The following is a 17,050-nucleotide window of genomic DNA, read 5'->3' as shown; positions in this document are numbered from 1 at the left end:
ATTAGTATAGAGCGTCGGAGCATTGTTCCGATCAACCTCTGGACAAGGGAGGGAAATTTAGTGGCAGAAGTTCGTGTTGGCAAAAACGAGTCTTTAGATACAGCTCTTAAGAGATTTAAGAGATCATGTGCAAAGGACGGCGTAATTGCTGAGGTTCGTAAGAGAGAGCACTACGAGAAGCCTTCGGTAAAGCGTAAGAAGAAGTCTGAGGCAGCTCGTAAGCGTAAGTATTGATCTTGCGAAATTATTAATGTTGATAAAAGCGGGCTGCGGCTCGCTTTTTCATTTGTAGAACGGAGTTGACAAGAAGCTTGAGCCTTTTACAAAGAATAACAAAAACCGACGTTGATTTCGCATTCAGAAGAACTGTTGACATAAAACCTTCATTTCTGAAAAAACACGGTATAAAAGGTCTTATCCTCGATGTGGACAATACCCTTACCACTCATGATAATCCTGTGCCTGCAGAGGGTATAGCCGAGTGGCTGGAGAGTATGAAGGCAAACGGAATAAAGCTTATCATAGTTTCAAATAATCATCCCGAGAGAGTAAAGCCCTTCGCTGAGCCTCTGGGACTTGATTTTGTCAGTGACAGCGGAAAACCGCTCAGTAAAGGATATAAAGCTGCCATGAAGAAAATGGGGCTCTCCCCTGAGGAGACTGCTGCTGTCGGCGACCAGCTCTTCACGGATGTATGGGGCGCCAATTTCTCGGGAGTAAAAATGCTTTACGTTGAGCCTATTGAAATGGAGCCAAGAAGCAAACGCTTCATACGCTTCAAGAGAGTGCTTGAGAGGCCTTTTCTGCCAAAAAAGTTCGTTAATACAGCAAAGGAGTAAATATGATAAAGAAGATACTTGTTATACACGGTCCCAACCTTAATCTGCTGGGAGAGCGCGAGCCGGGAGTATACGGCAGCGCAGGGATAGATACCCTCAACAGCAATATTATCGACCGTGCAAAGGAACAGGGACTGGAATGTGAGATCTTCCAGTCAAACCATGAGGGAGCTATAATAGACAAGCTCCACGCCGCAAGAAATACCTTTGACGGCGTTATCCTCAATGCAGGCGCATACACACATTACAGCTATGCTATACGCGACGCTATAGCTGCTATAAAGATACCCGTTATCGAAGTTCATATCAGCAATGTGTTCGCAAGGGATGAATTCCGTTCCAATTCGGTCATTGCTCCTGTATGCAAAGGAAGCATAAGCGGCTTCGGCTTCGGCAGCTATTATCTTGCTGTTCAGGCTCTTGCAGAGCTCTGAGAGGTGCTGCATGACAAGATTTGACAGACTGTTTGAGGTCTTTGAAGCCGCTGACTGCGTGCTCATAACCTCGGATATAAACAGGAGATACTTCACAGGAATGAAATCCTCCGCAGGAGTTGTCCTTGCATTCCCTGAAAAAGCTTATCTGCTCATAGATTTCCGTTACATAGAAAAGGCGAGAGCAACAGTGAAGGACGCTGAGGTCATAGAGGCCAAGAAGCTATATCCGCAGATAATGGAGCTGCTGAACAAACACGGCGCAAAGTCTGTGGCGATAGAGTCCGAGACCATGACCGTCAAGGAGCTCAATGCCTATGAGCATTTTTTCACAGAGATGACCTTTGTTCACAATGACTCTCTGAGCAATGCCATAGCTTCCCTCAGAATGATCAAGGACAGCGATGAGATAACTTGTATACAGAAAGCTCAGGATATAGCAGAAAAGGCATTTGATGAGCTTCTGGGCTTTATAAAGGCGGGAGTTACCGAGCGTGAGATCGCACTGGAGCTGAACCGCCTGATGTTTGCATACGGCGCGGAGGATCTTTCGTTTGATACCATAGTTCTTTCGGGAGCAAATACTTCCATGCCTCACGGAGTTCCGTCCGATAAGAAGGTGGAGAAGGGAGATTTCGTCCTTATGGACTTCGGTGCTGTATATAACGGCTATCACAGCGATATGACAAGGACTGTATGCGTCGGAGAACCTACCGACGAGATGAAGCAGGTTTACGATACTGTGCTCAATGCTCAGCTGGCAGGTCTCGAAGCTGCAAAAGCCGGGGTGCTCGGCTGTGACCTAGATAAGGTCTCCAGGGACGTGATAGAGCAGGCAGGCTACGGCAGCTGCTTCGGTCATTCTCTCGGCCACGGCGTTGGCCTTGAGATACACGAAAAGCCCAATGCTTCCCCTAATTACAAGCTTGCTCTCAACGAGGGATCTGTCGTTACGGTGGAGCCCGGTATCTACATTGCAGGCAAATTCGGCGTGCGTATAGAGGATTTTGTCATTTTAACTGAAAACGGCTGCAAAAACTTGACAAAAAGTGCAAAAAATCTAATATATTTATAATAATCTCGCTTTAGGTATTGCAAAAATTACTGAAATGTGATAAAATAAAGTATCATATTAATTTGAAAAATACGGAGGTATTTATAATGATTTCAGCAGGAGATTTCAGAAACGGTGTTACCTTTGAGCTCGACGGACAGGTAGTTCAGGTTATTGAATTCCAGCACGTTAAGCCCGGTAAGGGAGCTGCTTTTGTAAGAACTAAATACAAGAATGTAATTACAGGTTCAGTTGTTGAAACTTCTTTCAACCCCACAGCTAAGTTCCCGACAGCTTTCGTTGAGAGAAAGGATATGCAGTACAGCTACAACGACGGCGATCTGTACTATTTCATGGATCTTGAGACATATGAGCAGGTTCCGATCAGCGCTTCTATCCTCGGCGATAACTTCAAGTTCGTTAAGGAAGAGATGATCTGCAAGATCCTTTCATACAAGGGCAGCGTTTTCGGCGTAGAGCCCCCCAACTTTGTTGAGCTCAAGGTTACTCAGACTGATCCCGGCTTCAAGGGCGATACAGCTACAAACGCTACAAAGCCTGCTACTCTTGAGACAGGCGCAGAGATCAAGGTTCCGCTCTTCATCGACGAAGGCGAGATAATCCAGGTTGACACAAGAACAGGCGAGTATATGTCAAGAGCATAAGCTCTTGAGTATATTCAAGATATTATTCTGAGAGGAGGAGCTTGTTATGAAGCTTACCGAGAAAATGTCATATTTACAGGGACTTATCGACGGTCTTGAGATCGACGCATCTACTAAGGAGGGCAAGGCTCTTATTCAGATGTCTGAGGTAATGTCCGAACTGGTACTCTATGTTGAGGATCTTCAGTCACAGGTTGACGAGCTTACAGAGCTTTGTGATATACTTGATGAGGATCTCGGCGCAGTTGAAGACGATTTCTATGAGGATATGGACTGCGAGGAGTGCGAAGGCGATTGTGATTCCTGCGACGATGACGATGACTGGGATGACGACGAGTTCGATTTTGATGACGAGGACGATGAGCTTTATGAGATCACCTGCCCTACCTGCGGAGATACTATTCTTCTTGATGAGGGTATGATCGAAGAGGGTTCCATAAACTGTCCCAATTGCGATGAGCTCCTTGAGTTTGATTATGACGATCTTACTATCGAGGACTTCGAAGGAAAAGACGAAGAGCCCGAGAAAAAGTGATCGGTTTATTATCAGTAAACTGGCTGCGGATAGACGTTTATCCGCAGCTTTTTTATTCATAAAAAAATTTTTGGAAATTTCTGTAACGAAAGTAATGCAGCGTAGTCTTATAGTTGAAGGCGGTGAGAAGAATGGAAAAGGTCGAAGAGCTCTACAATGATTATTTCCACGATGTATACCTTTATATCAGATCTTTGTCTGCGGACGAGCAGCTTGCTGAGGATATAACTCAGGAGACGTTTTTTAAAGCGCTTAAATCTGTTGACAGCTTCCGCGGAGACTGCGATATAAGAGTCTGGCTGTGTCAGATAGCAAAAAATTTGCTTTACTCACATTTTAAAAAGAGCAAACGTTATACCGGAGAGGATATACCTGATACGTTTCCTGACAGTACAGCTTCTTTTGAGGATATGATAGCCGACTCAGATCAGTCAATGGAGATACACCGCATTCTTCATACCCTCGGTGAGCCGCATAAGGAGGTCTTTACCCTGAGAGTATTCGGGGAACTGAGCTTCAGGCAGATCGGAGATATATTCGGCAGGACCGAGAGCTGGGCACGAGTGACGTTCCACCGCGCAAAGCTGAAGATAATAGAAGAACTGGAGGTACAGAAATGAGCAAGAACTGTAATATGATTAAGGACCTGCTTCCGCTGTATGCAGATGATGTGTGCAGTGAAGAGAGCAGAAAAGCAGTTGAAGAGCATATAAAGGAGTGCTCCGACTGTAAGAATGAGCTTGAAAAGCTCCGTAAAAACGTGTCTGTAAGCCCGCAGAAGGACGCAGAGGTGCTTAAACGCATAAAGAGTCGTCTGCGCATAGAGAAGCTCATTGTGGGTATTATAAGCGTTCTGGCAATATGCGGAGCTCTGTTTCTGGGGCTTATCTACCTTATCAATACAGATAAGTCAATGGATATGGAGAAGTACAAAATAATTGATAACGTCAGCGTCACCGAGCATGACGGCGCATTATGGCTGAATGTAAAAGGAGCAGCTTCGTCATTTGTCAGCTTATCTCCTACCATAAGCGATACTGACGGCAATCATATGGGATATGACAAGGGCTTTGATAGGGAAAAGAAAAACGGCTTTGGCGTTACTCTGAAGCAGCGAAAGATAGACAGCTTTGAGTTCTATCCCAGAGCAAGCTCAAAGTGCTTCGAGCAGAAGCTTTTTGACATAGGTGAAAAGGAAGATATCGTCAAGCTTTTCTATTACGATGATGTCAACAACAAAGAGTATGTATTATGGGAGCGTGATTCAAATGACTGAGAGAAAGTTTAATATACCGCTGATAGCGCTTGCGGCAGTCTCCTTTGCCCTTAGTTTTTTTGGCCTTCCTGTGGGAAGCATACTTCTGGCTTTGGGTGTCATAGTAATATCTCTGAAAATGCGTGAGAAGTATCTCACAAAGATACAGATACTGATAAGCGTGATAGCGATTGCAGCCTCGCTGCTGTTCCTGGGAGTCCTTATATGGCAGGAAGTTAAAGGCATAGGCGCATCGAGCTACTGGCTCATGCGGCTTATATTTGGTGAAATGAAATAACAACAGCCACCCGGCATTGACGGGTGGCTTGTTTTATACTGTAAGTTCTATTTGATTTCCTTCAATTGCCACGATACAGCTCTCATAGTATCCGTCGCCCGTAGTGCGCGGATCGCTGAGGACTTCGTATCCGTCGGCTTTAAGCCTTGCAGTAAGCTCGTCTACCTTCTCACTGCTGCCGAGACTGAAGGCGATATGGATATATCCAAGCCTGGCAGTATCGTTTGCGGAACTTTCAAGCTGTGGACGAGTCATTATCTCAAGCCTTGCACCGCTGTCGAAGCTGAGGAAATACGAGCGGAAATCTGTTGATTTGTTATGGTAGCCGCTGTTTGATGAAGCGTCGAGGTACTTTATGAAGAAGTCCCGTGCGGCCTCAAGATCGGCAACGTACATTGCTATATGTTCAATGTTCATTTTTTGTCCTTTCGGGAGCCTGTGGGTATATGCGTAAGTATGATGAAGGCTGCCGCGAATACGGCTATACATATACGGACGGCGGTGTATTTGGTTTTAACGAACCAGATAAAAAGAAGAATTATCGCTGCAAGAAAGATTAGCAGGCAAATCAGCATGAATATAGAATTAGCGCCAATGATCTGTCCGATATTTGTATCGGTTATAACCCCGTCTTCCACTGTGATCTCTATGGTGCTGCCTTCTTCTACTGCCATTGAAGAAGCCCCGAAAAAAGACGCAGTCTGTTTACTGCCGTCCTTTTCGTATTCGCAGGTGTATTCGGTAGCCTTTTTTTCTCTGTCATATTCGGTCTTAACGATCAGAGCCTTGTATTTTTCAATCATATCATTCATACTGTGCAAGTATGCGCACAGCTACCTCAAGTCTTGTCTGACGGTTGTTCATGGCTTGTTTTTCTATGTATTTATGAGCCTGCGGCTCTGTAAACTTCAGATACTTCATAAGAGTGGTCTTGGCGCGGTTGATGGTGCGCATCTCCTCGATGCGGCTGAGAATATCCGTGCTTTCCTTTTTTACTCCTGCCATTCGTACTCGTGTATTCAGCACCAGTCTGAGAGTGCGCTGAAGCACCTCTCTTTTGACGGGCCTTGCAAGAACGTTCACGCCGCTGTCCGAAAGTCTGTCGGCAATATCGTCCGCAACGTCCCCGCTGCATATAAGTATCATACCTGCTGAGGTAGTTTCTGAGATCATTTCTGCAAGCTCCTGACCGAATTCGTCAGGCAGTGGAGTATTTATAATGACGATATCAGGCTCTGCTTCATTCTTGACAAGCCTGCGTGCTTCACTGCCGCTTGCTGCAACAGCCGTTCTGCCGCAGCCCTCTATGCGCAGGAGCTGTTCGGCGGTCTCGGATGTTTCTTTGTTTGCAGATATTATAAGTGCTCTTTCCATTCAATGCCTCACACAAATTTGAAATAGGACTCTTCCTCGAATCTATCCTTATCGGGAGCAGCTGCGTAATCGCTTATCTGTCTTTCGAGCTGACTGAAGATATTGCTGCGTATCTCTGAGGAAAGAGTTCGCTCTACGAATTCGCTGTCAGCGGCAATGGCAGCAGCCTCATCAAGGGAGGACGGCAGCTTCTGGAATACATTCTTTTCCTCACCCATATGCACAGCGCTCTCAAAGAGCGAGCAGTCACCTGTGTTTATGCCCTCGATACCTGCGGCGAGTATAAGCTTGAAGGTGATATAGGGATTGCAGCAGGCATCTGCGGAGCGTATCTCTATACGTGGAGATATACCCACAGGTTTGGGAACTCTTATTAGCTGTGAACGATTTTCCGAGGACCAGTTGACGTATTTCGGAGCATAGCCTATGCCGAAGCGTTTATAGGAATTTGTGGTGCAGTTGAGAAAAGCCGTTATTTCACGCATCCTGCCGAGGATACCTGATATGAAGCATTTTCCTTCATATGGCATTGTGTTGATGTCGTTGCCGAAGATATTTTCCCCGCCTTTTCTGAGGCTTATGGAAATGCTGAGAGCGCTTCCGTGCTCATCGGGGAGAGGCTTCGGCATGAACGAAGCGAAAAGCCCGTTCTGTGCGGCGATGGACTTAACGACGGTCTTGTAGTGTACCATATTATCCGCAGCTGTTATGGGCTCACTCTCGCGAAATTCTATCTCGTTCTGGGCAGGACCGTGTTTATGGCAGGAGCTTTTCGGACTCATGCCCATTTCCTCCAGCGAGAGACATATCTCACGCCTTGCGTTTTCGCACTTATCAAGGGGGGCAACGTCCAGATAGCCGCCCTTGTCGTGAGGTATCTTTGTAGGCTCGCCCCGCTCATCCAGCTCAAAAAGGTAGAACTCGCACTTTGTGCCCATTTCGCAGGAATATCCGTCCAGACGGAGCTTGTTGATATAGTCCGTGAGCTCTGTACGCATATCGCCTACGTAGTCGCTTCCGTCGGTGTTTTTCAGCGAGCAGAAGAAACGAACGACCCGTCCCGACTTAGGTCTCCAGGGGAGAACGGAAAGAGTGGATATATCGGGCACAAGAAGCAGGTCGGAGCAGCTCTCGGCGATACATGAAGCATCGAAGGGTATGCCGTACTCGAATGCCCTCGGCAGCTCATTGGGCATGATAGCCACGTTTTTGAGACTGCCGAACATATCACAAAAAGTAAGTCTTATAAATTTTACGTCGTTCTCTTCAACGAATTTCAGTATCTCTTTAGGAGAAAAGCTCATTGAAAGACCTCCAGTTTAATAATGTAGGGGCGGATAAATCCGCCCGTTAATATGACTTGTTTATCTCAATGTCATTGTAGATACGGCACTGCACATCACTATTCCGGTATTCTGTCCGCCACGGACAGGATTCTGTAAGTCAGGTTGTTGCTATGTCTGTGATATAATCAAGTACTTCATAAAAATCAGAAAACATAAGACATTCTTCACTTATATCATCATAGTCTTCATATTCATAAAAAATGAAGGAATCATATCTTTTATCAAAGCATATATGCTGTGAATTATAAAAGCCAAGTATCAGCAATTCATCTGGAACACTTCCGTTTGAAAAATCATAATTTATCCTGAACTTGACATTCATATCGGCGCTGTACAATTTGCAGTCACCGCCGAATAATTCAGCACCGTTTGAAAGCCTCAGAAAAACCTTGTAAGACTCGGGAATAATGACATTGGCAGTCTTCTCAAAAGCTTCTATCTGAGAATCGGTTGCAGGAGAAGCAAATTCGGACTGCATCCAGTTGTCTTGAACAGCTTTTATGTGTTCAATACGTTCTTTCATATTATACATTAAATCTGAACAGAACTATATCTCCGTCCTGCATAACGTACTCCTTGCCCTCGAGGCGGACAAGTCCCTTTTCCTTGGCGGCAGCCATGCTTCCGCAAGCCATAAGGTCGTCGTAGGAGATTACCTCGGCGCGGATAAAGCCTTTCTCGAAGTCGGTATGTATCTTACCTGCTGCCTGGGGAGCCTTAGTTCCCTTGGTAATAGTCCAAGCGCGTACCTCCTGCTTGCCTGCGGTAAGGTAGGAGATAAGTCCCAGGAGTGCATAGCCCTCCTTGATGATACGGTTGAGACCTGATACTTCAAGTCCCAGCTCGCTGAGGAACATTGCCTTGTCCTCGTCGCCCATATCCGATATCTCAGCCTCTATCTGAGCACATATAGGCAGTACAGCGGAGTGCTCCTCTGCTGCGAGAGCGCATACAGCCTTGTAGTTTTCGTTTGTGTCGATATTGTTTGTGAAGTCCTCCTCACTGAGGTTTGCTGCATAGATGACAGGCTTTGCGGAGAGCAGGGGAGTTGACTTTATAAGCTCTCTTTCTTCGTCTGTAAAGTCGAAGCCTCTTGCAGACTTGCCGTTTTCAAGGTGAGCCTTCAGTCTTTCAAGGAACTCAGCCTCTGCAAGATACTTCTTATCGCCTTTAGCAGCCTTCTTTGCGCGGTCGATACGTCTGTCCACCATTTCTATATCCGAGAATATAAGCTCAAGATTAATGGTCTCAATGTCACGGAGAGGGTTTATGCTTCCGTCAACGTGGATGATATTGGGATCCTCGAAGCAGCGCACAACGTGAACGATAGCGTCCACCTCGCGTATATCGGCAAGGAACTTATTTCCCAGACCTTCACCCTTTGAAGCGCCCTTTACCAGTCCTGCGATGTCCACGAACTCAAGAGTTGCGGGAGTAAACTTATCCGGCTCGTACATCTCAGCCAGCTTGTCCAGTCTCTCATCGGGGACGGAGACTATACCAACGTTCTTTTCGATAGTGCAGAAGGGGTAATTCGCAGATTCCGCACCTGCGTTGGTGAGTGCGTTGAAAAGAGTGCTTTTGCCCACGTTGGGCAGACCTACCATACCAAGTTTCATATTTATTCTTACCTTTCATATCATATGTTTCCCCGCCGTAAAGGCGGGGAGAATAAGCTTTTAATTACTTGCGTAAGTTGTACGCTTGCTGTTTACCACAGAGGTAACATTTGAGTTCTGTATCTGGACATCGCCGTTTTCAGTGCCGATGTCTTTGGGATTTCCTGCATTGAGCACTATGGAAACCTTGGAATCAATGATGTTTACATTTCCTGTACCCGAAGCATCGCCGATGCCTGTAACGTCGTCGCCTTCGCAGTCGATGGAGATCTCGGCATTCCTGATCTTAGTATTTACGCTTCCCTTCATAGCTCCTATGCAGGAGTGCTTGGCAGAGCGCATCTTCATATTGATCTTGCCGTTTTTGATGTAGATGCTGCCTTCTCCTTCTTCGAGAACGCCTATACCTACGGACTGAGCGCCTGTACAGGACATGGTGATATCAGCGCCGGAGCTGATAGTGGATATACCCTTGCAGCTTCCGATACCGGTGACTTTTATGCCCGAGATAGCGATGTCAAGGGAGCATTCCTCACCGATGTCGATATTGGCGTCGCCGTTGAAGCTTCCGATAGCAAGACCGCTATGAGAATACATGAATATCTTTATCTTGCCCGAGCGGAGATTTATATCCGAATCGTCATCGTTATATCCGCCGCCGATACAGAGCGACTCCACGCTGTTGGAGATTATTTCAAGGTTACCGCTGAAATCTATAGTGATATCGCCGTAGCCATGGTCGTAGTCGTTTCCTATTCCGATACCCTCGGAGGCATAGCAGTCTATGGAGAGATTGCCCTTACCGCCCAGTTCGAACTGTGAGCCCATAGGAACGTATATACCCGAGTAGCTGAGCTTGTTGTTCTTGACCACATTGAGGACGAGCCTTGCGTACTCTCCCACGGATATAGTGGGCTTGCTGTTGCCGCTTATCATATTCACATTCTTGAGAGTGAGCTCACAGCTGTGGTTGTCCATGATGGATATATTCATCTTCACGGGCTTGTCAGGATCGCCGACGATAGTGAGCTTGCTCTGGTAGATATGAATGTCGGTATACTTTTCCAGCGCCAGCTTCAGCAGATCGAGTTCAGTATCGTTCTGAGCAGCGTATATCTTCTTGACGCCGTCAGGACGGGTTTCAAGATTTGTCTTTATGATTTCATCCTTTATATCAGCGGATATACTGTTCAGGAAGAGAGGTTTTGGCTTTGAAGTATAATAACCCTGAACCAGATCCACTCCAAGACGTATAACGGTCTTGAGCTCGTGGAGAGTCTCAACTCCCTCGGCCAGGGATTTCAGCTGATTATCGTGACAGAACTCGATTACAGAGGTCACCAGCTGCTGTTTTTTCAGGTCGTTATGGATATCGCTTATGAGGGAGCGGTCTATCTTGATATAATCGGGTGAATAGTTCAGCAGATTCGAGCTGTTGGAATATCCCGTTCCGTAATCGTCGATAGCAAGCATTGCCCTTGCGAAGCCGCAGCGCTTCTTCAGTGTCTCTATGCCCTTTGTGGAGGAAGCTGATTCCTCTACTATCTCTATGACAGTCTTTTCGAGGAGCTCGCCGTAAGTGAGATAGAGCTCATTGAAATCCTCGTCAGTGAGAAGGTGATTGGGCAGGCAGTTTATGAAGAGCTTTCTGTTCTCGAAGATCTGCTGATTGTCACTGAGAAGCTTCATAGTGTTGAAGAATGTGAGCTTTTCAATGGCGTACAGGTCATTCTGCGCATCTGCGATCTTGAGTATCTGCTTGGGAGCCATTTTTATATCTCCCACAGTTCTCATAAGAGCCTCATAGGCTACGATCTCGCCGGTCTGTGTCTCCACGATAGGCTGGAGATAGTAGGTGAGCAGGTTTTCCTGGACGATTCGTGAGAAGGTCTGCGCATTGCGGTAGGAGTCCTTTTCGCGGACGTAATTCTCCTCGGAGAACCAGTTTATGACAGAGCGCTTGTCCGTTCTGGCTTCAAAGAGGGCGAATTCGGAATAATTCACCAGCATATTGAAGTCGGAAGCCTCCTCGGGGAAGGAAGCGCAGCCTATGGAAAGGCTTATGCGGCTCTTGTCGGAAATATCTATTATCTCGCCGAAATCATCGGTAAGCGTGCAGTTCTGTACAGCCTCGTCCATACTGTTGAGGATGTTATATATGGTCATCTTGTCGCAGTCACAGAAAAAGACGCATATCTCATAATTGGACTTTGAGCCGATAATAAGAGTATCGCTGGCAAAGCTCTTCAGAGCTTCGGCGACTGAGGTTATACAGCTGTTGGTATTGTCAACTGTAAGGTAGGAGCCCAGCTTGTCTATGCCGTTTATATATATAGTTGCCAGACAGGCGTGCTGAACATCCGGAAGTATCTTCTTTATCTTCTGTGAGAAGGAAGGATAGGAGGGGAGCCTTGTAATCGGATCGTACTCCACGAAGGACTGACGGTCGTTTATTTCCGAGATCTGTCTTGTGAAGTCCTGGACGAAGCCCAGCCATTCATCGCTGCTCTCATAGATATTCATTTTTATGAAGCGCGAGGTGTTTCCGTCAGTGAATTTATATATATGCTTCTGACCTTCCACAGGACATTTGGAAATCTTCTCAAGCAGATTGAAAAATTCAAATTCGTTTATCTTTTCACTCGGGCATCCGAGCATATGACAGGCTGCAGAATCAAGATAAGCAGCTTTTTCCTTTGCAATGTAGGTAAACGCACCTATATTGCCTACAAACTGCTGGAATACCTGCCAGTCATGGCTCAGCGCGGGAGGAGTTTTACTGAAATCAAAAATACCCATACTCTCTCCTTATACCTTGGGAGACATGAGAAGGGGAATGCGCTCTCTGTCTCTTTGCGTACCTGCTTTTCTTCGGTCAGCAGGAGACCGTGATAACGTACATTTATACAATTTAATTATACTACATAAGAGCGTGAATGTCAATAAAAAAGCCGCCATTTGTGGCGGCTTCGGAAATACTTATAAGAGGATCAGTCAAGGAAATCCTTGACCTTTTTGCTTCTGCTGGGATGGCGGAGCTTTCTGAGTGCTTTTGCCTCTATCTGGCGTATACGCTCACGGGTAACGTCGAAACGCTGTCCCACCTCTTCAAGGGTTCTTGACTTTCCGTCCTCAAGACCGAAGCGGAGCTTGAGCACCTTTGCCTCACGGTCTGTAAGTGTTGAGAGGACCTCGTTGAGCTGTTCCTTGAGAAGTGTGTGTGAAGCAGCCTCGGCAGGAGCAGGAGCGTCATCGTCGGGAATGAAGTCGCCCAGATGGCTGTCTTCCTCTTCGCCGATAGGTGTTTCAAGGGATACGGGATCCTGAGCAACACGCATGATCTCACGTACCTTATCTACGGGCATATTGAGCTTGTCCGCTATCTCCTCGGGGCTGGGGTCGTGGCCGTTTTCATGGAGAAGCTGGCTTGATACCTTCTTTACCTTGGTTATAGTCTCTACCATATGGACGGGGATACGGATAGTTCTTGCCTGATCCGCGATAGCACGGGTGATAGCCTGTCTTATCCACCATGTTGCATATGTGGAGAACTTGAAGCCCTTGGTGTAGTCGAACTTCTCAACAGCCTTTATGAGACCGAGATTTCCTTCCTGGATAAGATCAAGGAACTGCATACCTCTGCCGACATACTTCTTTGCTATAGATACAACAAGTCGGAGGTTTGCTTCCGAAAGACGCTTTTTGGCATAGGGATCGCCCTTTGCCATTCTCTGTGCAAGCTCAATCTCTTCTTCTGTGGTGAGGAGCGGTACACGGCCGATCTCCTTGAGGTATATCTTTACTGGGTCGTCGATAGCTATACCCTCTGTTGAGAGAGCCATTTCCAGGTCGTCAGTCATATTTGAGTCGAGGCCGATCTTGAGGTCGGCGTCAAGGTTCATATCCTCGATGATCTCAATATTAAGGTTTTCGCAGCTTTCATAGAAGGAGTCAATCTGATCAACGTTAAAATCAAGCTCCTCCAGTGCGTCGGTGATCTCCTTTGTAGTGAGCTTGCCGTTGGCCTTGCCCTGTTCCATAAGGGCTTCGATGGTGTTTTTCTTTTCCATATTTTATATCCTCCTATTTGTTTTTGGAACGGAAGAGCTCCAGCAGCTCGTCGTTGCTGAGTTCTCCGTTTACCGCGGGCCTGGTGCTTTTTAGCACCTCTGCGCAGTCCGCCACTACGTCAAGCGTAACGGCAACTTCGCGCTTTTTTGCTGCTATTCCGCTTATTCTGCCCATTTCCTCCGTGGAAAATTCATCCGAAAGCAGGGATAGGGAGAATTTATCGGAATTTTTCATCCTTTCAAGAAGAGCTCTGTATACCTTCTTATTGAAGGCGGTCACAAAGCACTCCACAGGAGCAAGTTTTTCAACGTCCTCATATTCCTGAGGACGTTTCAGCAGATAGCTGATTATAGTTTCCTCAGCGCGCGCCTGCTTTTTGTTGCTGACGGCGTCGGGGTTTATATCGTCGCGTATGTATGAGGTCTTGGCCTTGATGTTTCTCCACTCGTTCTTTTTTGCGCTGCTGCTGTTCTTTTTCAGCATGGCGTCGATATGAGTCTTCAGCACCTGTACGGGGATGTCGCATTTCTTTGAGGTGCGGGAGATATAGACCTCTCTTTCGAGGGGGGATTCTATTCCCGCAAGGACCTTAGAGGTACGCTTCAGCAGCTCCACGCGGCCTATATCCGTGGAAAGATCCAGACCGTCCTCGCATTTGTCGAGCATGAAGTCATTGGCGTCGTTGGAACCGTCAAGGAGCATACGGAAGCGGTCTTTGCCGAACTTCTTGATATACTCATCAGGATCCTTTGCGCCCTCCATGTGGATTATCCTGGTACGCAGTCCCACATCGGCAAAATGGTTTATAGCCTTCTGGGTGGCCTTCTGGCCAGCGCCGTCACTGTCGTAGGCGACAATGACCTCCTCGGCGTAATGGCTTATCAGCCGCGCCTGATCGGGGGTAATGGCGGTTCCCAATGTAGCTACCACGTTATCGAAGCCTGCCTGATTGACAGCGATAACGTCCATATATCCCTCGCAGAGTATCAGACGCTTGGCGTTAGAATTCTTTGCGAAGTTCATGGAGAAGAGGTTTGAACCCTTGTCGAATACGGGAGTTTTTCCCGTGTTCAGGTATTTCGGCTGTGAGTCGTCAAGGACTCGGCCGCCGAAGCCTATTATATTGCCGCGAAGGTCTATGATAGGAAACATGACTCTTTTGCGGAACATATCGAATATGCGTCCGTTTCTGCTGCCTGCCAGCCATGCGTCGGTGATCTCGTCATCGGAATATCCCTTTGAGCGGAGATGATCGGTGAGAGCGTTCCACGAATCTGGAGCGTATCCGAGCCCGTATTTCTTTATGGTCTGGGGGCTGAGCTTACGGTTTGCAAAATATTGCAGCCCTGTCTTGTCGCTGCCCTTGAAAAGGTTGGTATAGAAGAAGTTGGCGGCAATGCGGTTCATCTCGTATATACGGGTCTTGCGTTTAGCGTAGCCGCTGTCCTTATTTCCGTATTCGGGAACTTCCATACCCGAGCGCTGAGCAAGGAGCTTGACAGCTTCCGAAAAATCGAGGTTCTCGATCTTCATGGTGAAGGTTATGACATCGCCTCCCGCACCGCAGCCGAAGCAGTAAAAGCTCTGGGTATCGGTGAATATGGTACAGGAAGGAGTTTTCTCTGAGTGGAAGGGACAGGAGCATACATAGTTCCGCCCTCGTCTCGTCAGATTAACATAGCCGCCCATGACTGTTTCGATGGGATTGGCATTTCGCAGATTATAGAGGAATTCGTCGTTCTGGGGCATGGCTGTTACTCACTTCCAGAATTTCGGAACAAATATCTCTGTGTAAAGATCGACGGCGTAGGAGTCGCTCATACCCGATATATAGTCGCATACTGCGCGGTCTGCGTCGGTCTTTTTCATAATGTCGCGGTATTCATCGGGGAGCATATTGCTGTGCTCGATGAAGTACGCATACAGCTTCCTTACAAGCTGTTCGGCTTTGCTCTCTTCGGCCTTTGCGGAAGGATTGGTGTAGACCTTGTCAAACATGAATCGTTTGAGATCGTCGTGAGCCTTTCTTATATCGGGAGCAAAGTCTATATCAACGGCTCCGTGTTCGATAACGGAGGCGATGAGCGTCGTTATACGCTGTGTCTTGGTCTTTCCGAGAGTTCTTACGCAGTCCCTGGGGAGATCATTTGGGCTGAGTATGCCTGCGCGGATAGAGTCCTCAATGTCGTGGTTTATGTAGGCGATAGTGTCAGCAAGTCTGACAACATTGCCCTCTTTGGTATCGGCAGTCATATTCGTATGGCAGAGTATGCCGTTGCGGACGGCGTGTGTCAGATTGAGACCTTTGCCGTTCTTTTCGATAGCTTCCACAACGCGGACGCTCTGTTCATAGTGCTTGAAGCCGTGGGGGCAGATATCGTTCAGTGTCTTTTCTCCGCAGTGACCGAAGGGGGAGTGACCTAAGTCGTGTCCGAGGGCAATGGCCTCGGTGAGATCTTCGTTGAGGCGCATACCGCGGGAAATAGTCCTTGCTATCTGTGATACCTCCAGGGTATGTGTCAGCCGCGTCCTGTAATGGTCGCCCACGGGCGATAGAAAGACCTGTGTCTTACGCTTCAGGCGTCGGAAGGATTTACAGTGGAGTATGCGGTCGCGGTCGCGCTGGAATTCGGTGCGGTACGGGCATTTATCTTCATAGCTGTCGCGCTTGGTACCGACCTCGTCTACGCTTGTGCAGGCGTACTTGCAAAGAATACCGTTTTCGCTGATCTCTATCTGTTCGCGTACTGTCATACCTTCTCCTCCTGACTTGAAATAAACGGCGGCCAAAGTAAAAAAACAGTGAAAAACAATGTACGGCAGAATTGTATTTCCGCTGTACATTGATCTCCTTATGACCGCTTCTATATACTTATACTAAAACGGGACAAAAAACCCTTTATTTTTTTCAGGAATTTTTTTTCACCGAGGAAAAATCTTCAAAAAGCTCTCCGCAGTCCTCGATATCTGCCGAACCGCCCGTTACCTCGGTGAGTTCCTTTTTGAGAGCCTCCAGCTTTTCCGAGAGTACGAGTATTTCAAGAGTAACATCGCTGCCGAAATCCGAATTGACCGTTATGGTCTCATAATTTGGAAGCAGATAGGATATTTTGCCGTACATACCGTAGTCTGCGGTTATTTTCAGACGGTGGCAGAGGCACATATCCATGATATGGGCTGCATCGCAGGCAAGGGAAGCAGCATGGGAATAGGCTCTTACCAGTCCGCCTCCGCCCAGGAGTATGCCGCCGAAATATCGGGTAACTACCACGCATACATCGGTGAGACCGCGCTTCTTCAGCACGTCGAGCACAGGGACTCCCGCTGTGCCCTGGGGCTCTCCGTCATCGGAATAACGGGAAATATTGTCTTCACGCAGAATATATGCGTAAACATTATGCTTTGCCTTGCGGTGCTCGGCTTTTATGGTATTTATAAAGGCCACGGCTTCGTTGTTTGTCTTTACGGGAGCGATATAGCCGATGAATTCCGAGCGCTTTTCGATGAACGAATCCTTTGCGCTCTCGGATATAGTCAGATAGTTCATAATACTTACCTAT

20 protein-coding genes are annotated in these 17,050 nt (G+C 47.2%); 9 read left to right on the top strand and 11 right to left on the bottom strand.

The features are described 5' to 3' along the window. Window positions 1–60 precede the first annotated feature (60 nt). The 9 genes from rpsU to RF007C_RS04960 all read left to right on the top strand — a co-directional run bounded on the left by rpsU (window position 61) and on the right by RF007C_RS04960 (window position 5,080). Window positions 61–234: a 30S ribosomal protein S21 gene (gene rpsU, locus RF007C_RS05000; RefSeq protein WP_009984057.1), complete on the top strand. Its 174-nt coding sequence runs from the start codon at window positions 61–63 to the stop codon at window positions 232–234. Between the two features lie 77 nt (window positions 235–311). Next, on the top strand, window positions 312–839 hold the full coding sequence (locus RF007C_RS04995) for a YqeG family HAD IIIA-type phosphatase (RefSeq protein ID WP_051456520.1): 528 nt from the start codon (window positions 312–314) through the stop codon (window positions 837–839). A gap of 2 nt (window positions 840–841) precedes the next feature. Continuing rightward, on the top strand, window positions 842–1,273 hold the full coding sequence (aroQ, locus tag RF007C_RS04990; RefSeq protein ID WP_019678095.1) for a type II 3-dehydroquinate dehydratase: 432 nt from the start codon (window positions 842–844) through the stop codon (window positions 1,271–1,273). A 10-nt stretch (window positions 1,274–1,283) separates the two neighbouring features. Further along, a complete protein-coding gene (locus tag RF007C_RS04985) occupies window positions 1,284–2,348 on the top strand; it encodes an aminopeptidase P family protein (RefSeq protein ID WP_037297781.1) in 1,065 nt (354 codons plus the stop codon). Between the two features lie 86 nt (window positions 2,349–2,434). Beyond that, window positions 2,435–2,992 carry an elongation factor P gene (efp, locus tag RF007C_RS04980; protein WP_019678093.1) on the top strand — a complete coding sequence of 186 codons (558 nt, stop codon included), beginning with the start codon at window positions 2,435–2,437 and terminating at the stop codon, window positions 2,990–2,992. 46 nt (window positions 2,993–3,038) lie between these two features. Then, window positions 3,039–3,527: a CD1247 N-terminal domain-containing protein gene (locus tag RF007C_RS04975; RefSeq protein WP_037297779.1), complete on the top strand. Its 489-nt coding sequence runs from the start codon at window positions 3,039–3,041 to the stop codon at window positions 3,525–3,527. 131 nt (window positions 3,528–3,658) lie between these two features. Then, window positions 3,659–4,147: an RNA polymerase sigma factor gene (locus tag RF007C_RS04970; protein ID WP_037297777.1), complete on the top strand. Its 489-nt coding sequence runs from the start codon at window positions 3,659–3,661 to the stop codon at window positions 4,145–4,147. Then, window positions 4,144–4,803 (top strand): zf-HC2 domain-containing protein, encoded by a 660-nt coding sequence (locus RF007C_RS04965; RefSeq protein ID WP_037297775.1) that lies wholly within the window; start codon window positions 4,144–4,146, stop codon window positions 4,801–4,803. Before RF007C_RS04970 ends, RF007C_RS04965 begins: the two co-directional genes overlap by 4 nt. Further along, complete coding sequence (locus RF007C_RS04960; RefSeq protein WP_019678089.1) at window positions 4,796–5,080, top strand: hypothetical protein; 285 nt, start codon at window positions 4,796–4,798, stop codon at window positions 5,078–5,080. The genes RF007C_RS04965 and RF007C_RS04960 overlap by 8 nt, the downstream gene beginning before the upstream one ends. 33 nt (window positions 5,081–5,113) lie before the next feature. Here RF007C_RS04960 and RF007C_RS04955 read toward each other — a convergent pair whose 3' ends face one another. The 11 genes from RF007C_RS04955 to RF007C_RS04905 form a co-directional block, all read right to left on the bottom strand. Then, on the bottom strand, window positions 5,114–5,497 hold the full coding sequence (locus RF007C_RS04955) for a VOC family protein (protein WP_037297773.1): 384 nt from the start codon (window positions 5,495–5,497) through the stop codon (window positions 5,114–5,116). Beyond that, window positions 5,494–5,883 carry a hypothetical protein gene (locus RF007C_RS04950; RefSeq protein ID WP_152537142.1) on the bottom strand — a complete coding sequence of 130 codons (390 nt, stop codon included), beginning with the start codon at window positions 5,881–5,883 and terminating at the stop codon, window positions 5,494–5,496. Before RF007C_RS04950 ends, RF007C_RS04955 begins: the two co-directional genes overlap by 4 nt. Before the next feature lies 1 nt (window position 5,884). Beyond that, window positions 5,885–6,454 (bottom strand): ANTAR domain-containing response regulator, encoded by a 570-nt coding sequence (locus RF007C_RS04945; protein WP_037297769.1) that lies wholly within the window; start codon window positions 6,452–6,454, stop codon window positions 5,885–5,887. Window positions 6,455–6,462: 8 nt separating this feature from the next. Beyond that, a complete protein-coding gene (locus RF007C_RS04940) occupies window positions 6,463–7,758 on the bottom strand; it encodes a glutamine synthetase family protein (protein WP_037297766.1) in 1,296 nt (431 codons plus the stop codon). A 139-nt stretch (window positions 7,759–7,897) separates the two neighbouring features. Further along, window positions 7,898–8,323, bottom strand: a complete 426-nt coding sequence (locus RF007C_RS04935; RefSeq protein WP_161634871.1) for an SMI1/KNR4 family protein — start codon at window positions 8,321–8,323, stop codon at window positions 7,898–7,900. A gap of 1 nt (window position 8,324) precedes the next feature. After that, the gene (ychF, locus tag RF007C_RS04930; protein ID WP_037297760.1) at window positions 8,325–9,419 is read right to left on the bottom strand and encodes a redox-regulated ATPase YchF; all 1,095 of its coding nucleotides are present in this window, start codon (window positions 9,417–9,419) and stop codon (window positions 8,325–8,327) included. A 60-nt stretch (window positions 9,420–9,479) separates the two neighbouring features. Next, the gene (locus RF007C_RS04925) at window positions 9,480–12,218 is read right to left on the bottom strand and encodes a GGDEF domain-containing phosphodiesterase (protein ID WP_037297757.1); all 2,739 of its coding nucleotides are present in this window, start codon (window positions 12,216–12,218) and stop codon (window positions 9,480–9,482) included. Between the two features lie 191 nt (window positions 12,219–12,409). Beyond that, the gene (gene rpoD / locus RF007C_RS04920; RefSeq protein WP_019678081.1) at window positions 12,410–13,489 is read right to left on the bottom strand and encodes an RNA polymerase sigma factor RpoD; all 1,080 of its coding nucleotides are present in this window, start codon (window positions 13,487–13,489) and stop codon (window positions 12,410–12,412) included. Window positions 13,490–13,502: 13 nt separating this feature from the next. Continuing rightward, a complete protein-coding gene (gene dnaG, locus RF007C_RS04915; protein WP_037297754.1) occupies window positions 13,503–15,239 on the bottom strand; it encodes a DNA primase in 1,737 nt (578 codons plus the stop codon). Window positions 15,240–15,248: 9 nt separating this feature from the next. Continuing rightward, entirely contained in the window at window positions 15,249–16,244 is a 996-nt protein-coding gene (locus RF007C_RS04910) for a deoxyguanosinetriphosphate triphosphohydrolase (RefSeq protein WP_037297751.1), read from the bottom strand. 154 nt (window positions 16,245–16,398) lie between these two features. Beyond that, window positions 16,399–17,037 (bottom strand): YigZ family protein, encoded by a 639-nt coding sequence (locus RF007C_RS04905; RefSeq protein ID WP_037297748.1) that lies wholly within the window; start codon window positions 17,035–17,037, stop codon window positions 16,399–16,401. Window positions 17,038–17,050: the final 13 nt, after the last annotated feature.

The organism is Ruminococcus flavefaciens 007c, assembly GCF_000571935.1.
Taxonomy (GTDB): Bacteria; Bacillota; Clostridia; order Oscillospirales; family Ruminococcaceae; genus Ruminococcus; species Ruminococcus flavefaciens_F.
The sequence above is the reverse complement of the archived record's forward strand: the minus strand, read 5'-3'. Positions and strand labels throughout refer to the sequence as shown.

What these genes read in the sequence shown, in the direction of transcription:
- dnaG (WP_037297754.1), bottom strand. Translation starts at nt 15,239, where the DNA reads ATGCCCCAGAACGACGAATTCCTCTATAATCTGCGAAATGCCAATCCC.
- efp (WP_019678093.1), top strand. Translation starts at nt 2,435, where the DNA reads ATGATTTCAGCAGGAGATTTCAGAAACGGTGTTACCTTTGAGCTCGAC.
- RF007C_RS04910 (WP_037297751.1), bottom strand. Translation starts at nt 16,244, where the DNA reads ATGACAGTACGCGAACAGATAGAGATCAGCGAAAACGGTATTCTTTGC.
- RF007C_RS04940 (WP_037297766.1), bottom strand. Translation starts at nt 7,758, where the DNA reads ATGAGCTTTTCTCCTAAAGAGATACTGAAATTCGTTGAAGAGAACGAC.
- rpoD (WP_019678081.1), bottom strand. Translation starts at nt 13,489, where the DNA reads ATGGAAAAGAAAAACACCATCGAAGCCCTTATGGAACAGGGCAAGGCC.
- RF007C_RS04925 (WP_037297757.1), bottom strand. Translation starts at nt 12,218, where the DNA reads ATGGGTATTTTTGATTTCAGTAAAACTCCTCCCGCGCTGAGCCATGAC.
- RF007C_RS04970 (WP_037297777.1), top strand. Translation starts at nt 3,659, where the DNA reads ATGGAAAAGGTCGAAGAGCTCTACAATGATTATTTCCACGATGTATAC.
- RF007C_RS04935 (WP_161634871.1), bottom strand. Translation starts at nt 8,323, where the DNA reads ATGAAAGAACGTATTGAACACATAAAAGCTGTTCAAGACAACTGGATG.
- RF007C_RS04905 (WP_037297748.1), bottom strand. Translation starts at nt 17,037, where the DNA reads ATGAACTATCTGACTATATCCGAGAGCGCAAAGGATTCGTTCATCGAA.
- aroQ (WP_019678095.1), top strand. Translation starts at nt 842, where the DNA reads ATGATAAAGAAGATACTTGTTATACACGGTCCCAACCTTAATCTGCTG.
- RF007C_RS04955 (WP_037297773.1), bottom strand. Translation starts at nt 5,497, where the DNA reads ATGAACATTGAACATATAGCAATGTACGTTGCCGATCTTGAGGCCGCA.
- RF007C_RS04960 (WP_019678089.1), top strand. Translation starts at nt 4,796, where the DNA reads ATGACTGAGAGAAAGTTTAATATACCGCTGATAGCGCTTGCGGCAGTC.
- RF007C_RS04950 (WP_152537142.1), bottom strand. Translation starts at nt 5,883, where the DNA reads ATGATTGAAAAATACAAGGCTCTGATCGTTAAGACCGAATATGACAGA.
- RF007C_RS04985 (WP_037297781.1), top strand. Translation starts at nt 1,284, where the DNA reads ATGACAAGATTTGACAGACTGTTTGAGGTCTTTGAAGCCGCTGACTGC.
- RF007C_RS04975 (WP_037297779.1), top strand. Translation starts at nt 3,039, where the DNA reads ATGAAGCTTACCGAGAAAATGTCATATTTACAGGGACTTATCGACGGT.
- RF007C_RS04965 (WP_037297775.1), top strand. Translation starts at nt 4,144, where the DNA reads ATGAGCAAGAACTGTAATATGATTAAGGACCTGCTTCCGCTGTATGCA.
- RF007C_RS04945 (WP_037297769.1), bottom strand. Translation starts at nt 6,454, where the DNA reads ATGGAAAGAGCACTTATAATATCTGCAAACAAAGAAACATCCGAGACC.
- ychF (WP_037297760.1), bottom strand. Translation starts at nt 9,419, where the DNA reads ATGAAACTTGGTATGGTAGGTCTGCCCAACGTGGGCAAAAGCACTCTT.